Annotated in this window: 12 protein-coding genes and 5 tRNA genes; 8 read left to right on the top strand and 9 right to left on the bottom strand. The window is 72.0% G+C overall.

The genetic code is table 11. From position 1 onward, the window contains the following. Nucleotides 1-62: 62 nt before the first annotated feature. The 8 genes from ACI1MP_RS13990 to ACI1MP_RS13955 form a co-directional block, all read right to left on the bottom strand. Nucleotides 63-647, bottom strand: a complete 585-nt coding sequence (locus ACI1MP_RS13990) for an ATP/GTP-binding protein (protein ID WP_100587920.1) — start codon at nucleotides 645-647, stop codon at nucleotides 63-65. After that, the gene (locus tag ACI1MP_RS13985) at nucleotides 628-1,278 is read right to left on the bottom strand and encodes a DUF742 domain-containing protein (RefSeq protein WP_083462666.1); all 651 of its coding nucleotides are present in this window, start codon (nucleotides 1,276-1,278) and stop codon (nucleotides 628-630) included. Before ACI1MP_RS13985 ends, ACI1MP_RS13990 begins: the two co-directional genes overlap by 20 nt. Before the next feature lie 167 nt (nucleotides 1,279-1,445). Next, the gene (locus ACI1MP_RS13980; protein WP_014138208.1) at nucleotides 1,446-1,859 is read right to left on the bottom strand and encodes a roadblock/LC7 domain-containing protein; all 414 of its coding nucleotides are present in this window, start codon (nucleotides 1,857-1,859) and stop codon (nucleotides 1,446-1,448) included. Nucleotides 1,860-1,869: 10 nt separating this feature from the next. Continuing rightward, entirely contained in the window at nucleotides 1,870-5,352 is a 3,483-nt protein-coding gene (locus tag ACI1MP_RS13975) for a nitrate- and nitrite sensing domain-containing protein (protein ID WP_380334044.1), read from the bottom strand. A gap of 321 nt (nucleotides 5,353-5,673) precedes the next feature. Beyond that, on the bottom strand, nucleotides 5,674-6,258 hold the full coding sequence (locus ACI1MP_RS13970; RefSeq protein WP_100587917.1) for an ATP/GTP-binding protein: 585 nt from the start codon (nucleotides 6,256-6,258) through the stop codon (nucleotides 5,674-5,676). Beyond that, nucleotides 6,239-6,655, bottom strand: a complete 417-nt coding sequence (locus ACI1MP_RS13965) for a DUF742 domain-containing protein (RefSeq protein WP_100587916.1) — start codon at nucleotides 6,653-6,655, stop codon at nucleotides 6,239-6,241. The genes ACI1MP_RS13970 and ACI1MP_RS13965 overlap by 20 nt, the downstream gene beginning before the upstream one ends. Before the next feature lie 169 nt (nucleotides 6,656-6,824). Next, nucleotides 6,825-7,238: a roadblock/LC7 domain-containing protein gene (locus ACI1MP_RS13960; RefSeq protein WP_035873530.1), complete on the bottom strand. Its 414-nt coding sequence runs from the start codon at nucleotides 7,236-7,238 to the stop codon at nucleotides 6,825-6,827. Between the two features lie 13 nt (nucleotides 7,239-7,251). Continuing rightward, nucleotides 7,252-11,196 (bottom strand): nitrate- and nitrite sensing domain-containing protein, encoded by a 3,945-nt coding sequence (locus ACI1MP_RS13955; protein WP_404868779.1) that lies wholly within the window; start codon nucleotides 11,194-11,196, stop codon nucleotides 7,252-7,254. A gap of 522 nt (nucleotides 11,197-11,718) precedes the next feature. Between ACI1MP_RS13955 and ACI1MP_RS13950 the strand changes: the two genes are divergently transcribed. The 8 genes from ACI1MP_RS13950 (at nucleotide 11,719) to ACI1MP_RS13915 (ending at nucleotide 14,978) form a co-directional block, all read left to right on the top strand. Then, nucleotides 11,719-11,925, top strand: coding sequence for a hypothetical protein (locus tag ACI1MP_RS13950; RefSeq protein ID WP_404868778.1), 207 nt, complete (start codon nucleotides 11,719-11,721; stop codon nucleotides 11,923-11,925). A gap of 103 nt (nucleotides 11,926-12,028) precedes the next feature. Next, on the top strand, nucleotides 12,029-12,826 hold the full coding sequence (locus ACI1MP_RS13945) for a fumarylacetoacetate hydrolase family protein (RefSeq protein WP_380334053.1): 798 nt from the start codon (nucleotides 12,029-12,031) through the stop codon (nucleotides 12,824-12,826). Next, the gene (gene gltX / locus ACI1MP_RS13940; RefSeq protein WP_380334056.1) at nucleotides 12,823-14,340 is read left to right on the top strand and encodes a glutamate--tRNA ligase; all 1,518 of its coding nucleotides are present in this window, start codon (nucleotides 12,823-12,825) and stop codon (nucleotides 14,338-14,340) included. Before ACI1MP_RS13945 ends, gltX begins: the two co-directional genes overlap by 4 nt. A gap of 197 nt (nucleotides 14,341-14,537) precedes the next feature. Further along, a tRNA-Gln gene (locus tag ACI1MP_RS13935) sits at nucleotides 14,538-14,609 on the top strand. A gap of 21 nt (nucleotides 14,610-14,630) precedes the next feature. Next, nucleotides 14,631-14,703 (top strand) — tRNA-Glu (locus ACI1MP_RS13930). Between the two features lie 35 nt (nucleotides 14,704-14,738). Then, nucleotides 14,739-14,811 (top strand) — tRNA-Glu (locus ACI1MP_RS13925). 15 nt (nucleotides 14,812-14,826) lie between these two features. Beyond that, nucleotides 14,827-14,899: transfer RNA gene (locus tag ACI1MP_RS13920), tRNA-Glu, on the top strand. Nucleotides 14,900-14,903: 4 nt separating this feature from the next. Further along, a tRNA-Gln gene (locus tag ACI1MP_RS13915) sits at nucleotides 14,904-14,978 on the top strand. 244 nt (nucleotides 14,979-15,222) lie between these two features. On the opposite strand, the gene ACI1MP_RS13910 is transcribed toward ACI1MP_RS13915, so the two are convergent. Beyond that, the gene (locus ACI1MP_RS13910) at nucleotides 15,223-15,936 is read right to left on the bottom strand and encodes an IclR family transcriptional regulator (protein ID WP_035866446.1); all 714 of its coding nucleotides are present in this window, start codon (nucleotides 15,934-15,936) and stop codon (nucleotides 15,223-15,225) included. Nucleotides 15,937-16,142 lie beyond the last annotated feature (206 nt).

The raw sequence follows: 16,142 nt of genomic DNA, 5'->3' as shown, positions 1-16,142 counted from the left end.
TGCCCAGGGGGCGTGCGGAAGGCTCCGCACGCCCCCTTCTGGGCGTGACCATGACCTCTTCGTCAGCGCAGGCGGGCGAGGAGGGCGTGCTCGACGAGGGTGATGAGGGCGCTCTTGGCGCTGTCCCGGCGTCGGGCGTCGAGGGTGATGATCGGGATGTCCGGGTTCAACTGCAGGGCCTCACGCACCTCGTCGCCGGTGTGGGGCTGGTGTCCGTCGAAGCCGTTGAGGGCGACGACGAAGGGGAGTCCGCTGTTCTCGAAGTAGTCGAGGGCGGGGAAGCAGTCGGCGAGGCGGCGGGTGTCGACGAGGACGACGGCGCCGATGGCGCCGCGGACGAGGTCGTCCCACATGAACCAGAAGCGGTCCTGTCCGGGGGTGCCGAAGAGGTAGAGGATGAGGTCTTCGTCGAGGGTGATGCGGCCGAAGTCCATGGCGACGGTGGTGGTCGTCTTGCCGGAGACGTGGCTGAGGTCGTCGATGCCGGCGGAGGCGCTGGTCATGACGGCTTCGGTGCGCAGGGGGTTGATTTCGGAGACCGCGCCGACGAGCGTCGTCTTGCCCACGCCGAATCCGCCTGCGACGACGATCTTGGCGGAGGTGGTCGCGCGGCTGGGGGCGGCCGCGTTAGAGCTTGCGAAGTCCACTGAGGACCCTTTCGAGCAGCGTGACGTCGGGCTGGTTGCCGGATTCACCGCCGGCTGCGGGCTGGTGGATGGCGACCAGGCCGGCCTCGGCCAGGTCCGCCACGAGAATGCGGGCCACCCCCAGGGGGAGGCCGAGCAGGGCGGAGATCTCCGCCACCGACTTGACGTCGGAGGCGCACAGCGAGCAGATCCGCTGGTGCTCGGGCAGCAGGGTGGCCATCCGGGCCGGGTCGACCGACGCGGAGACCAGTGCTTCCAGGGCGAGTTCGTAGCGCGGCCGGGTGCGTCCGCCGGTCATGGCGAAGGGGCGGATCAGCGGCTCGGTGTCCTCGTACTCGTCGAACTCGTCGTCCTCGTAAGGATGTTCGGCGTGCGGAGGTTCGTAACGGTGCGGCAGGTCGGCGGGGTCGTGCGGGAACGCCTCCTGGCCGGGGTAGGCCTGGCCGTATCCGCCGGGCTGCTGGTGCCAGCGCGGGTCGGACTGCGGGGGCAGGTACGACTGGCCACCGTTGTTGAACTGCGGCGCGTACTGCTGCTGCTGACCGTGGCCGACGCCGGGAGTCCCGAAAGCGTCGTGGCCGGAGCCCGCGTACGGGACGCCGAACTGGCCACTGTGGTCGGGCGGTGTCACGGTTCATCTCCTCAAAGGGGTGCGGCGGTGCGTAGCTGGCCGCGTCGCCGAGGAGCGCCGGGGCCGGTGGTGCGAAGGCCGTACAACGCCCGGTCCCGAGGCCGCCGAAGCGACCTCGGGACGGGCAATGAGGTCTTTCGAATACCAGGACGGTATCCGACGAACCGTCAATGCAGGAGACTGCCCTGGAGTTCGGCCCGCAGAGCGGGCGTCAGGACCGCGCCGGCGCGGTCCACCAGCAGGGCCATCTCGTAGCCGACGAGGCCGATGTCGGAGTCCGGCGAGGCGAGCACCGCGAGCGCGGAGCCGTCGCTGACCGCCATCAGGAACAGGAAGCCCCGCTCCATCTCGACCACGGTCTGGGTCACGTCGCCGCCCTCGAAGATCCGGCTGGCGCCGGAGGTCAGCGAGGTCAGTCCGGACGCGACGGCGGCGAGCTGGTCGGCACGGTCCCGGGGGAACCCCTCGGACATGCACAGCAGCAGACCGTCGGCGGAGACCACCACCGTGTGGGACACCCCGGGGGTGTTGTCCACGAAGTTGGTGATCAGCCAGTTCAGGTTCTGTGCGGCCTGGCTCATCTGGGTCAACTCAACGCTCCTGCTGGTTCGAGCCGCCGAAGAGATCGGTGCTGCTGTTGTGCGGTCCATCACCGTACGCCCCCTGGTCGGGGTCGATGCGGAAAGTGCCGGTGGTACCGGAGTCGCCGCCGGCCTGGCGGCCCTGCTCGACGCCGCGGCGCAGGTTGGTCAGGCGGCCGCGGACCTCGTTCGGGTCGCGGGAGACCTGCGGGCCCTCCTGCGGGGTGGGCTTGGCGTTGCCGGGGACCAGGTTCTGCCGCGGCACCCGGCGGGGCAGGCCCGACGGGGTCGTGCCGGAGCTGGAGGGCTCGCGGAGCTTCTCCGCGCGCTGCCAGTCGCCGTCGTTGGGGGACTCCCACTCGCTGGGCGCCGCGGTCGGGCCGGTCGGCCCGTAGCCGCCGAGCGCCGACACGTCGTGGCCGCGCGACTCGACGGGCTCCGAGGTGTCCTTCGCGCCGGTGAACCAGTTCGGGCTCTCGGCGGCCGACTGCCCGCCGCCCGCGCCGGCCAGCTGCTGGCCGGGCCGGCGCTGCGGCAGCCCGCTGCCGGTCGTCCCGCCGGCCGGCGGCAGGGCCGGCAGCTCCTCGGTCGGGTACGGGTGCCCGGCGGGCTCCTCGTAGCCGTACTCCTGCTGGTACTCGTCGGCGTACTGCGCCTCCGGGTACTGCTCCTCGGCGTACTGCCCGGCGGCGTACGGCTGCTGGTACTCGTCGCCGTACTGCTGCCCGCCCTGGAAGGGGTCGTCCTGGTAGCCGGCCGGCGCGTACGGGGCCCGGTACTGCTCGGGCGCGTACGGGTCGTCCTGGTAGCGCTGCTCGGCGGGCGGGTACGGCTCATGGCCGTAGTCGGCGCCCTGGTAGCCGTAGCCGGCGTCCTGGGCGGCCTGCTGGGGCTCGTACGGGGCCGTGAAGGGGTCGGACTCCGGACGGCGGTAGTCGTCGGCGTACGCGGCCTGGTAGCCGTTCTCGGCGAGGGGCTCCTCGGCGCCGTACGGCGACTCCAGGAGCTCCGCCTCCATCGGCTCCCCGGCGGCGGCGCCCGGACCGATCTCCAGGGCGGCCCGGCGGCGTTCCTCCAGGCGCTGCGAGCGCTGCATGGACTCCAGCGCGGGGGAGAAGCCGTTGCCGCCGGCGGGCAGGCCGGGGGTGGGCAGGTGGTCGTCGAAGCCGAGCTCCGCGGCGGTGCGCTCCGGGCCGTCGAAGGTCCACTCGGCGGGAGTGGGCTCCTGCTCGGCGAAGATCCGCGAGACGGTGAACTCCTCGCCCTGCGGCTCGGGAATCCGGGCCAGCCGGGTGAGCTGCTGCGGCAGCATCACCAGCGAGGTGGTGCCGGCCGATTCGCCCGACGGGCGCAGCTGCACGCGGATGTCGTGCCGCTGGGACAGCCGGCCGACCACGAACAGGCCCATGCGGCGGGAGATGGTGGCGTCCACGGTGGGCGGCTCGGCGAGCTTCTCGTTGATCTCGGCGAAGTCCTCGGCGGTCAGGCCGATGCCCTTGTCGTGGATCTCGATCAGCACCCGGCCGTCCGGCAGGCCGGTGGCGTTGACCAGCACCCGGGTCTGCGGGGAGGAGAACGTGGTGGCGTTCTCCAGCAGCTCGGCGAGCAGGTGGACGAGGTCGGTCACGGCGGGGCCGACCACGTCGGCCTCGGGGATGCCGGCCAGTTCGATGCGCTCGTAGTGCTCCACCTCGGAGGCGGCGGCGCGCAGCACGTCGACCAGCGGGACGGGCGTGTTCCAGCGGCGGCCGGGCTCCTCGCCCGCGAGGACCAGGAGGTTCTCGCCGTTGCGGCGCATACGGGTGGCCAGGTGGTCCAGCTTGAAGAGGTTCTCCAGCTGGTCCGGGTCGGCCTCGTTGTTCTCCAGGTCGGTGATCAGCGCCAGCTGGCGCTGGATCAGGCCCTGGCTGCGGCGCGACAGGTTGGTGAAGATCGCGTTGACGTTGCCCCGCAGCAGCGCCTGCTCGGCGGCCAGCGAGACGGCCTGCTGGTGGACCTGGTCGAAGGCGCGGGCGACCTCGCCGATCTCGTCCTTGCCGTGCAGCGGGATCGGGGCGACCGCGGTGTCGACCCGCTCCGGGTCGGTCTTGGAGAGCTTGTCGACCAGCTCCGGCAGACGGTGGTTGGCGATGTCCAGCGCGGCGGTGTTCAGGGTCCGCATGCCGAGGATCATCGAGCGGGCGATGTAGCCGGTGAGCAGACCGGCCAGCACCAGCGAGGCGATCACGATCAGCGAGTTGAGCACCCAGTCGGTGAACGCCCGGTCCTTGATGGCCTGGGCGTCGGCGACGACCTGGTCGAGCAGCTCGCCCTCGGCCGCGCGCAGCGCGCTCATGTGGCTCTTGGTGGCCTGGTCCCACAGCGGGCGGGTCAGGCCGTCGGTGCCGGCCGCGTTGATGATGCGGGCGGCGGCGTCGCGGTCGGAGGCGGCGGTGGCCAGCTGGTTGCCGTAGCTCATGCCGACCATCAGCAGCGCGCCCATGGTGGGCATGGTGTGGCCGTCCGGCATGCGCAGCGGCAGGCGCTGGTCGGCGGTGGCCTGGGCGACCTCGGCGTCCGAGTAGACCTTCACCTCCTCGTCGCTGGAGGCGGTGTTGAACTCGTCGCGGGCGGTCTGCTCCAGCTTGGAGGCGACCATCAGGCCCTGGATCAGGTCCTGGCCCTGGTGGCCGTCCACGCCGCCGACGCCGAGGCCGACCAGCAGGTGCAGCATCAGCGCGCGCTGGGTCGAGGCGGACGCCTTGGCCAGCGACATCGCGTAGATGGCGCGGCCCTTGGAGGTGACGTTGGTGGAGCCGAAGCCGACCGAGTTGTCCATCGCCAGCAGCGGCGCGAAGATCATCGAGTACGCGTTGGCGGTCGCGGTCGCGAACAGTTCCTTCTTGTACGCGTTCTGCCGCAGGTGGTCCAGCGAGAGCGCCATCGACTCGAACTGGGCGTTGCGGCGGGCGACCGTCGGGTCGTCCTTGATCTTGGCGAAGGTGGCGCGGTACTCGGCCAGCGCCTGGTCGGTCCGCTCCCGGAGCTTCTTCACCTCGCCCTGGTCGCCCTGGCCGGTGAGCAGCGGCACCAGGCTCTCGTCGCGCTCCTGTTGCAGCGCGTCGGCCAGCTTGGTCGCGGCGCTCGCCACCTTGGCGACGCGCACCGCGTGGTCGGCGTTGGTGTAGTCGTCCAGCGAGGTGTTGACGCGCAGGCCGCCGAAGACCAGCGCGATCACCACGGGGATGACCAGGATCGCCACCAGACGGGTCGGCACCCGCCAGTTCAGCGGCGAAAGGAAATCGGCCCGGCTGCCGACGCGGCGCGGGGCCTCCTTGCCGGCACCGGTCCGCTCGGCCGACTCGCCGGCTGCGGCGGGGGCGGTGCGCTGCGGCTCGCCGCGGTCCTCGGCCGCGGTGAACGCGGAGAACTGACCGGTGGTCTGGCCGCTTACCGGTTCCTGCTGGCGGGGCTCGGAGCGCCGCTGCGGGGTGACTGGCTGCTTACGCCTCACTCGACAACAACCTCTCGACCGACTGGCGGCCATGGATCAATCCGGCGGCTACCCCCCGACGGGCCGCGACCCGCTCGGATACTACGGGGTAGCTGGAATTCAACACGAGCCGGAGAAGCGGACAAACGGCTGCCCCACCCGCACGCCCGGGGCAGAAAGCGGACATTTGCGGCGGAACTTCCGCAAAGGTCTAGGCCATTGGCGCGGACCGGAACCGGGTGACTACGTACGGTCAGAAAGCCCCGGCAAATGTCTGTTCGAACTGTTACCGGGGGACGCGAACCACCCTTGGCACGCGCCCCCGGCCGGGCCTTCCGCCACTCACCGCAGGCGGGCGAGGAGGGCGTGCTCGACGAGGGTGATGAGGGCGCTCTTGGCGCTGTCCCGGCGTCGGGCGTCGAGGGTGACGATCGGGATGTCCGCGTTGAGCTGGAGCGCTTCGCGGACTTCGTCGCCGGTGTGGGGCTGGTGTCCGTCGAAGCCGTTGAGGGCGACGACGAAGGGGAGTCCGCTGTTCTCGAAGTAGTCGAGGGCGGGGAAGCAGTCGGCGAGGCGGCGGGTGTCGACGAGGACGACGGCGCCGATGGCGCCGCGGACGAGGTCGTCCCACATGAACCAGAAGCGGTCCTGTCCGGGGGTGCCGAAGAGGTAGAGGATGAGGTCTTCGTCGAGGGTGATGCGGCCGAAGTCCATGGCGACGGTGGTGGTCGTCTTGCCGGAGACGTGGCTGAGGTCGTCGATGCCGGCGGAGGCGCTGGTCATGACGGCTTCGGTGCGCAGGGGGTTGATTTCGGAGACCGCGCCGACGAGCGTCGTCTTGCCCACGCCGAATCCGCCTGCGACGACGATCTTGGCGGAGGTGGTCGCGCGGCTGGGGGCGGCCGCGTTAGAGCTTGCGAAGTCCACTGAGGACCCTTTCGAGCAGCGTCACGTCAGGCGTACCGCCCGACTCGCCCGCCGCGGCGGGCTGGTGGATGGCGACCAGGCCGGCCTCGGCCAGGTCTGCGACGAGGATGCGGGCCACTCCCAGCGGGACTCCCGCCAGCGCGGAGATCTCGGCGACCGACTTGACCTCACGGCACAGCGAGACGATCCGCGCGTGCTCGGGCAGCAGCACGCCCGGGGGGTTGGTGCCCGTGGTCGAGATCAGCGCCTCGATGGCCAACTGGTAGCGCGGCCGGGTGCGTCCGCCGGTCATGGCGTACGGGCGGACCAGCGGCTGCTGCTCGTAGCCGTCCGACTGCTGGCCGCCGTAGCCGTTTCCGTACCCGTTGCCGTATGTGCCGGCGGGTGTCGGGGGCATGCGTCCTCCTTGTGCTGCAGTCGTCCGCGGCCGGAGCCCGGGGCCAGCCGGCTGACCGGATGTCAGCCACCGTGCCGGGAAGACTTGGGGGTGGGTGTGCCGGACCCGGGATCTGACGGGTCCGGCACGGTGAGGGTGGTGCAGAGGAGTCGAAGGGGCCGACCGGCCGTCAGTGCAGCAGGCTGCCCTGGAGTTCGGCCCGCAGGGCCGGCGTGAGCACCGCGCCGGCGCGGTCGACCAGCAGGGCCATCTCGTAGCCGACGAGGCCGATGTCGGAGTCCGGCGAGGCGAGCACCGCGAGCGCGGAGCCGTCGCTGATCGCCATCAGGAACAGGAAGCCCCGCTCCATCTCCACGACGGTCTGGTTGACGTCGCCGCCCTCGAAGATCCGGCTGGCGCCGGAGGTCAGCGAGGTCAACCCGGAGGCCACCGCGGCGAGCTGGTCGGCACGGTCCCGGGGGAACCCCTCGGACATGCACAGCAGCAGACCGTCGGCGGAGACCACCACCGTGTGGGACACCCCGGGGGTGTTGTCCACGAAGTTGGTGATCAGCCAGTTCAGGTTCTGGGCGGCCTGGCTCATCATCTGACTCAACTCAACGCTCCTGGTGCTCGGGGCCGAAGCCGTTGTTGCCATCGGCGTCGAACTGGGCTCCCCGGTGGCCCTCGGACGTGCCGCCGAAGTCGAAGCCCGGCCGCTGCTGCGGCGCGGGACGGCCGGAGCCCGGCTGCTGCGCGCCGGCCTGGCGGCCCTGCTGGATGCCGCGGCGCAGGTTGGTCAGCCGGCCGCGCACCTCCTCCGGGCTGCGCGAGACCTGCGGACCCGTCAGCGGGCTGGCCTCGGCGCTGCCGGAGACCAGGTTGGCCTGGGGGGTGCGACGCGGCAGCCCCGAGGTGGTCAGGCCGTCGGTCTGCGGCTCGCGCATCTGCTCGGCCCGCCGCCAGCGCTCGTCGTTCGCGGACGGGCGCCACGGCGCGTCCGGACCGGGACCGGCCGGCTGCTGCTGGGCCTGGGGCTGCTGGGGCTGTGGGGCCGGACGCTCCGCCGCCGGACGCTGCGGGGCGCCCTGCGGGCCACCCGGCACCGGCCGCTGCGGCATGCCCTGCGGACGCTGCTGCTGGAACGGGTCGGCCTGCGGCTGCTGCTGCGGCCGCGCGGCCGGAGCCTGCGGGGCCTGGGGCTGCGGGGCCTGGGGGGCCGGCCGGGACTGCTGCGGCTGGGGCCGGCCGAACCCGGGCGCGCTGGTACCGGGCCGCTGCGGCTGGTACCCGCGGGAGCGGACCTGCTCAGGGGCCGGCGCCGGGGCGGCAGCCGACTCGCCGGCGGTCGGCAGCGCCATCGGCTGCGGCCGCTCCGCGAACTGCTGCGGGGCCTGCCGCTCCTGCGGCCGCGGCTGCGGCACCGGCGGCACGCCCTGACCCACCGGGTCCGGCAGCACCGGCTCCACCAGGCCGAGGCCCAGCGGGTCGCGCGGGTCGATGTCGGACGCCTCGAACCGCGGCCGGGCGAACCCGCCCGACTGGTCGGCGGGGGCGGCCTCCAGCGGCGCGGCCGACTGCTGCGGCGGCAGCGGACGGCGCGTCGGCAGCTGCTCGGCCCGGCCGTGCTGGGTCGGCTCGGCGCCCGGACGACCCTCGAAGCCGGGACGACCCTCGAAGCCGGGACGGCCCTCGGCCGGACGGGTCCGCTCCGGACCGCCCTGCGGCGCCTGCGGGTTCTGCGGCCCCTGCGGAGCCTGCGGGCGACGCGGCGGAAGCCCGCCCTGCGGAGCCTGCGGAGCCTGCGGTCCCTGCGGAGCCTGCGGTGCCTGCGGTCCCTGGGGGTTCTGCGGACGGCGCGGCGGAAGTCCGCCCTGGCCGCCCGGCCCGCCCTGCAGGCCCGGCGCACCGGACGCACCCGGCACCCGCCGCGGCGGCAGCCCGCCCCCGGCCGGCGCACCGGCGCCCGCACCCGTACCGGCACCCGCGCCCGGACCGGCCGGGGCCGACGGGGCCGACGGGCCGGAGACGCCCGGCGCCGGGTTCTCGCGCAGCGACTGGCCGACCGAACGGGTCGGCAGACCACCGGCGCGGCCGCCCGGGGCCCCACCGCCGCCGAACGCACCGCCGGGGCCGAAGCCGCCCTGCCCGGGCGCCTCGGCCGGCCCGCGCCGGCTGCCGGTGCCCGCCGGGCCCGAGGGCGCGGACGGACCGGACGTCGCGCCCGGGGTGAAGAGGTCGGGGCTGCCGCCCATCGGGCCCTGGCCGAGCTGCGGACGGCCGCCCTGGCCGCCCTGCCCGCCGGCCGGAGCCTGGCCGAGCGCGGTGCGCGCGCCGGGCAGGTCGCCCGCGGGGCGGCCCTGCTGACGCGGCGTCGGCGCGACGCCGCGCTGCTGGCGTCCGCCCTGGCCGGCCCCGGCGCCCGCACCGGGCCGGTTGCCGCGCCGTTCGGCGGAGTTGGTGACGTCCACCGGGAGCATGACCAGCGCGGTGGTGCCGCCGGAGTCGGACGGGCGGAGCTGGATCCGGATGCCGTGTCGCAGGGACAGGCGGCCGACCACGAACAGACCCATGCGGCGGGACACCGAGACGTCCACCACCGGCGGGTTGGCCAGGCGCTCGTTGATGTCGGCGAGGTCGTCGGGGGAGAGGCCGATGCCGGTGTCGTGGATCTCGATCAGCACCCGGCCGTCGGGCAGGGCGTGACCGGTGACCCGGACCCGGGTCTGCGGGGAGGAGAACGAGGTGGCGTTCTCCAGCAGCTCGGCGAGCAGGTGGACGAGGTCGTTGACGACGCGGCCGGCGACCTCGGCGGTGGGCACCGAGGCGAGTTCGATGCGCTCGTACTGCTCCACCTCGGAGGCGGCGGCGCGGAGCACGTCGACCAGCGGGACGGGGCGGGTCCACCGGCGGCCGGGGTCCTCGCCCGCGAGGACGAGGAGGTTCTCGCCGTTGCGGCGCATACGGGTGGCGAGGTGGTCGAGCTTGAACAGCGAGGCCAGCTGGTCCGGGTCGGCCTCGCGGCTCTCCAGCTCGGAGATCAGCGACAACTGGCGCTGGATCAGGCCCTGGCTGCGGCGCGACAGGTTGGTGAACATCGCGTTGATGTTGCCTCGCAGCAGCGCCTGCTCGGCGGCCAGTCGGACCGCCTCGCGGTGCACCATGTCGAAGGCGTGCGCCACGTGGCCGATCTCGTCGGCGGAGTCGACGCCGACCGGCTCGACGGTGACGTCGACGTCGTGCGGGTCGCTCTCGGAGAGCGTCTTGACCAGTTCCGGCAGACGGCGTTCGGCGACGTCCTCGGCGGCGGCCTGCAGACGGGTCAGCGAGCGCACCATCGAGCGGGCCACCAGGGCGGCGCCGGCGATGGCGACGACGAGCACCAGGGCGACCACGGCGGCGTTGATGACGGACTCGGTGTCGATGTCCGACTGCAGCGCCTGGGCCTTGCCGTCGAGGACGTTGAGCAGGTTGTTCTCGATGGTCTTCTCGGCGTTGACCTTGGCGGTCGACTTGTCGAACCAGTCCTTGTAGGACGGGTTGTCGGCCTGCCGGATGCCGTTGGTGTTCAGCGCGGCCTTGGAGAACCGGTCGGCCTCGGCGACGACCTGGTTGTAGCTCATCGCGGCGCGCAGCGCGCGGGCCTCGCTCTCGCCGTAGATGGCGGTGAAGTTGGCGAGCGCGTTGTCCTCGGAGCTCATCAGTCGGACGCCGAAGGTCTCGTCGGAGGCCGACATCGACGGGCCGCCGGGGTTCGCGAGCGCGGCGCTGATCAGCGCGCGCTGCATCGAGGTGTACTCCTTGGCCGTGGAGAACTGGTACAGCGCACGGGTGGTCTTGATCAGCTCGGTCGAGTTCGAGGTGATCGCGATGTCCTGGGTGGCGCCGATCAGGTCCTTGATGATCACGTCGTAGTTGGTGATCGTGGCCTGGATGTTCTCGGGGCTCTTGAACGCGCCAGTACGGGCCCGGGGCAGCGTGTTGAGGTCCTTGCGGACCTGCAGCAGCAGGGTCTTGGAACCGGCCAGGTCGAGGTTGTCGAACTTGTCGGCGCTGGCGTTGAAGGTCTTCGACAGCGTGTTGGTCTGCTTGTACGCGTCGGAGATCTCGGGGTCGCTGTCGGCGCTGCCGCCGGCGGCCAGCGGGCCGGCCGAGACGTCGCGCTCGTACTGCAGGGCGTTGGCCAGCGCGGTGGCGTTGCGGGCCAGTTCGGCCAGGTCGCTCATCTGCGACAGCTGGCGGGAGTTCTCCATCGAGGTCTGCACGCGCAGACCGCCCAGCACCAGGGCGACCACCACGGGCAGGAACAGCAGTGCGATCAGGCGGGTGCGGATTCGCCAGTTGCGCATGGCGAAGCGGCTCATGCCGGTGGCACGGCGGCGGTTCAGCGTGCCGCGCAGTCTGGAACGGCGGCTCTGCTTGTCGGCCGGCGCGCTACCGCCCTCCGGTTGGGGCGCGCTCGCGGCGCCCGGGGCACTGCTGTCGGCGGCAACCTCGGCGGGGGCGCCGAACGGCCGCTCGCCCTGGCCAGGCGACGGTGCCGCCTGGTGGGGGCCGGCCACGGGCTCCCGCGACTCCGGGTCACCCGCGGCGCCGTTGCCCCTCTTGAAACGTCCCTGCACTGGCGTCGCAACCTCTGGACCGGGCGCCCTTCCCCGCCGGGCGGAGAGAGGGCGGTGTCGAGTTTTTCCGTGGCATTCCAGCACAGCGGGGGAAGTCCAACAAGGGCCGTTACGACACGGTGTCCAGGGCTACCCACCGCGTGCGGCGACTCACGTTCCGTGGTGCTTCGGGCTCGGAATACGGTCCTTTTCGGACACTCGCCGCAGTCATGTCAACTAAGAGGAAGATCAGTTTGTGCGGCAAATGTCCGGGATATCCCCAATAGCGGTTTTTTCCATTGGTCCGGAATCGCCACTTCCACGCCCTTTGAACCGGAAATTGTGAGCAACCTCACAGCCGGATGTATAGCTTTGGTCACGGCCACTGTGGAATGGGCTCCCTAACCTGGCAGGGTTGACCGGAGCCTGCCCAGCGGCGGGCCCGCGCAAAAGTCCGTTCGAGCGAAACAAGGTGCTGAGCAAATGTCCGAGACGACCACGAAGGCCACCCGTTCCACGGCCAACCCGCGCCGCACCACCCTGGCCTCCGTCGCGGACTTCTCCCAGCTGCCCGGCTTCGCCGCCGAGCGCACGGCCCCCCAGTGCGCCGCCGCGCTGCCCACCGTGACCGCCAACCCGCGCCGCACCGTCCTGATGGCGGCACCGGCCCCCCGCCTGCCGCAGGGCTGACCCCCGCGCCGATAACCTGGTGGTACAGCCGGGCCCGGCACTGCGGGCTCGGCAACCGCCCGGGAGCGTCCGGGCGGCCGACGAACCGAGAGGTTGCAGGGCTGTGCGTATCGCCAGGTTCTCCGTCCGTGAAGGGAGCCCCGCGGCGGGCTCGGTCTCCTTCGGCATCATCGAGGGGGACGCCGCGCAACCCGACTCGCTGGTGGTGCACACCCTCGCCGGCCACCCCTTCGGCACCCCCCAGCCGACCGGGGAGACCCACCGGCTGCAGGACGTCCGGCTGCTGGCCCCGATGCTGCCCAGCAAGATCGTGGCGGTCGGCCGCAACTACGCCGACCACGCCGCCGAGCTGGGCAACGAGGTCCCGGCCGTGCCGCTGACCTTCTTCAAGCCCTCCACCGCCGTCATCGGCCCCACCGAGTCCATCGCCTACCCGCCGTTCTCCTCGGACGTCCAGTACGAGGCCGAACTCGCCGTGGTGATCGGCCGGATGTGCCGCGAAGTGCCGCTCGACCGGGTCCCCGAAGTGATCTTCGGCTACACCTGCGCCAACGACGTCACCGCCCGCGACGTGCAGCAGCGCGAGGGCCAGTGGGCCCGCGCCAAGGGCTTCGACACCTCCTGCCCGCTCGGCCCGTGGATCGAGACCGACCTCGACCCCGCCGACCTCGCCGTCACCTGCACCGTCAACGGCGAGCTGCGCCAAGCCGGCCGCACCTCCCAGATGGCCCGCTCGGTCGCCGAACTGGTCGCGCACATCTCCGAAGCGATGACCCTGCTCCCGGGCGACGTCATCCTCACCGGCACCCCCGCGGGTGTCGGCCCCCTGAACATCGGCGACGAGGTCGCCGTCTCCGTCGAAGGCATCGGCACCCTCGCCAACAAGGTCGTCAAGCGATGAAGGATGCAGTAACCGTGGCTGACAAGAACCCCGACGTCCGGGTCCGCTTCTGCCCGTCCCCGACCGGAAACCCGCACGTCGGCCTGGTCCGCACGGCGCTCTTCAACTGGGCCTACGCCCGCCACAACGGCGGCACCCTGGTGTTCCGGATCGAGGACACCGACGCCGCCCGCGACTCCGAGGAGTCCTACAACCAGCTGCTCGACGCCATGCGCTGGCTCGGCTTCGACTGGGACGAGGGCCCGGAGATCGGCGGCCCGCACGCCCCCTACCGCCAGTCGCAGCGGATGGACATCTACGCGGACGTCGCCGAGCGCTTGCGCGCCGCCGGCCACGCCTACCCCTGCTACTGCACCACCGAGGAGCTGGACGCCCGTCGCGAGGCCGCCCGCGCCGCCGGCAAGCCCTCCGGCTACGACGGCCACTGCCGCGACCTGACGGCCGACCAGATCGCCGTCCACGAGCAGGAGGGCCGCCCGTCGATCCTCCGCTTCCGGATGCCCGACACCACCCTCACCTTCGACGACCTGGTCCGCGGCCCGATCTCCTTCGACCCGAAGGACGTCCCCGACTACGGCATCGTCCGGGCCAACGGCGCCCCGCTGTACACCCTGGTCAACCCGGTCGACGACGCCCTGATGGAGATCACCCACGTGCTCCGCGGCGAGGACCTGCTGTCCTCGACGCCCCGTCAGATCGCCCTCTACGCCGCCCTCGCGGACATCGGCGTCGGCAACGGCACCACCCCGCGCTTCGGCCACCTGCCGTACGTGATGGGCGAGGGCAACAAGAAGCTCTCCAAGCGCGACCCGCAGGCCTCGCTCAACCTGTACCGCGAGCGCGGCTTCCTCCCCGAGGGCCTGCTCAACTACCTGGCCCTGCTGGGCTGGTCGCTCTCCGACGACCGCGACATCTTCGACATCGACGAGATGGTCGCCGCGTTCGACATCGACGACGTCAACGGCAACCCGGCGCGCTTCGACCTCAAGAAGGCCGAGCACATCAACGCCGAGCACGTCCGCCGGCTCGCCCCCGAGGAGTTCGTCCAGCGCCTGGTGCCCTACCTCCAGGCCGCCGGGCTGCTCCCGGCGGAGCCGACCGCCGAGCAGCTCGACCTGCTCGGCAAGGTCGCGCCGCTCACCCAGGAGCGGATGGTCGTCCTCTCCGAGATCGTCGCCATGGCCGGCTTCCTGTTCGTCGCCCCCGCCGACTTCGCGGTCGACCCGGAGGACGCCGCGAAGGTGCTCACCGCCGACGCCCGCCCCGTGATCGAAGCCTCCGTCAAGGCGCTCACCGAACTGACGGACTTCACCCCCGACCCGATCCAGGCCGCGCTGCGCGAGGCCCTGGTCGACGGCCTCGGCATCAAGCCCAAGTTCGCCTTCACCCCGCTCCGCGTCGCGGTGACCGGCCGTCGGGTCTCCCCGCCGCTGTTCGAGTCCATGGAGCTGCTGGGCCGCGAGGAGACGCTGCGCCGCCTGCTCGCCGCCCTGGAGCTGCTCCCGGCCTCCTGAGGCCCCCGGCGGCCCCCCGGGGCCGCCTCCGGCGCCCCTGCGGGCCAGGTCGCTGACCTGGCCCGCAGGTGTCCGGGGCACTGCCTGCAGTTATCGATTTTGGAGCCGGGCGGGGCGTCGGGTAATGTTCTTTCTGCGCCGCCCGGGCAGGGAGGCGCAAGACACCGAGGAAGACCCCCGCAGGGGTTGAACTCTGGTGGGGTATGGTGTAATTGGCAGCACGACTGATTCTGGTTCAGTTAGTCTAGGTTCGAGTCCTGGTACCCCAGCGCAGCACGCAAGTGATGCAAGCCCCCGTTGTGTAGCGGCCTAGCACGCCGCCCTCTCAAGGCGGTAGCGCCGGTTCGAATCCGGTCGGGGGTACGCAATTCTTGACAATTGCAGAATGAATGAGACAAGCCCCCGTTGTGTAGCGGCCTAGCACGCCGCCCTCTCAAGGCGGTAGCGCCGGTTCGAATCCGGTCGGGGGTACTCATTCAAGCTAGGGCCCCCGTTGTGTAGCGGCCTAGCACGCCGCCCTCTCAAGGCGGTAGCGCCGGTTCGAATCCGGTCGGGGGTACTTTTGGGGTATGGTGTAATTGGCAGCACGAGTGATTCTGGTTCATTTAGTCTAGGTTCGAGTCCTGGTACCCCAGCCAAACGCTCAGAAAATCAAGCTCCGGGAGACCGGGGCTTTTTTGCGTTTCCGGCCCACCACCCCACGGGCACCGGTCGGCCGAGCCTGCACCGGGCGCCCCGCCCGCCCTCGCCGCATCCGGCTCGCAGGGCTTCCCCGTCTCCTCGGTCATCGTGTCCGGTGCCTCCCTCTGCTGTCTCCCGTGAAAACGCGCCCGCCCCCGGCACGGGTGCCGGGGGCGGGCGAAGCATTGGGGGGTTGTGAGGTCAGCTGCGGCGGAGGGCCTCGGTGAGGCGGTTGGCGGCCTCGATGATGGCCTGGGCGTGGAGGCGGCCGGGGTGGCGGGTGAGGCGTTCGATCGGGCCGGAGACGGAGACCGCGGCGACGACGCGGTTGGAGGGGCCGCGGACGGGGGCGGAGACCGAGGCGACGCCGGGCTCGCGTTCGCCGATGGACTGGGCCCAGCCGCGGCGGCGGACGCCGCTGAGCGCGGTGGCGGTGAACCGGGCGCCCTGGAGCCCGCGGTGGAGGCGCTCGGGCTCCTCCCAGGCGAGCAGGACCTGGGCGGCGGAGCCGGCCTTCATCGGGAGGGTGGAGCCGACCGGCACGGTGTCGCGCAGGCCCGACAGTCGTTCAGCGGCGGCCACGCAGATGCGCATCTCGCCCTGGCGGCGGTACAGCTGGGCGCTCTCGCCGGTGACGTCCCGCAGGTGCGTGAGCACCGGGCCGGCGGCGGCGAGGAGACGGTCCTCGCCTGCGGCGGCGGAGAGTTCGGCGAGTCGGGGGCCGAGAATGAAGCGGCCCTGCATGTCCCTGGTGACCAGGCGGTGGTGTTCGAGTGCGACGGCGAGTCGGTGGGCGGTGGGCCGGGCCAGACCGGTGGCGGCGACCAGCCCCGCCAACGTGGCGGGGCCCGACTCCAGTGCGCTCAGCACCAGAGCGGCCTTGTCGAGAACGCCGACGCCGCTAGTGTTGTCCATGTCTCGATACTGCAGTCTCAATCAGCGAGACGCAAGTTCAATCTTCCGAGAAAACCGCCACTCTGGAGTCAGCAGCCCGGGAGAACACCCAGCGCGGAGCCGTCACCCCGGTGTCCGCATGCTGGACGGTCCGGCGTGCGGGTCACGATGCCGAGCGAGCCTCACAGGGCGGCACGGGACAAGACCTCGACGATCACGAGAAGGCC

It is taken from the genome of Kitasatospora griseola, assembly GCF_044999035.1.
GTDB classification, from domain to species: domain Bacteria; phylum Actinomycetota; class Actinomycetes; order Streptomycetales; family Streptomycetaceae; genus Kitasatospora; species Kitasatospora griseola.
The sequence above is the reverse complement of the archived record's forward strand: the minus strand, read 5'-3'. Positions and strand labels throughout refer to the sequence as shown.

Bases quoted from the DNA above. Each gene is read 5' to 3' on its own strand.
- ACI1MP_RS13980 (WP_014138208.1), bottom strand. From the start codon at position 1,859: ATGAGCCAGGCCGCACAGAACCTGAACTGGCTGATCACCAACTTCGTG.
- ACI1MP_RS13965 (WP_100587916.1), bottom strand. From the start codon at position 6,655: ATGCCCCCGACACCCGCCGGCACATACGGCAACGGGTACGGAAACGGC.
- ACI1MP_RS13960 (WP_035873530.1), bottom strand. From the start codon at position 7,238: ATGAGCCAGGCCGCCCAGAACCTGAACTGGCTGATCACCAACTTCGTG.
- ACI1MP_RS13950 (WP_404868778.1), top strand. From the start codon at position 11,719: ATGTCCGAGACGACCACGAAGGCCACCCGTTCCACGGCCAACCCGCGC.
- gltX (WP_380334056.1), top strand. From the start codon at position 12,823: ATGAAGGATGCAGTAACCGTGGCTGACAAGAACCCCGACGTCCGGGTC.
- ACI1MP_RS13910 (WP_035866446.1), bottom strand. From the start codon at position 15,936: ATGGACAACACTAGCGGCGTCGGCGTTCTCGACAAGGCCGCTCTGGTG.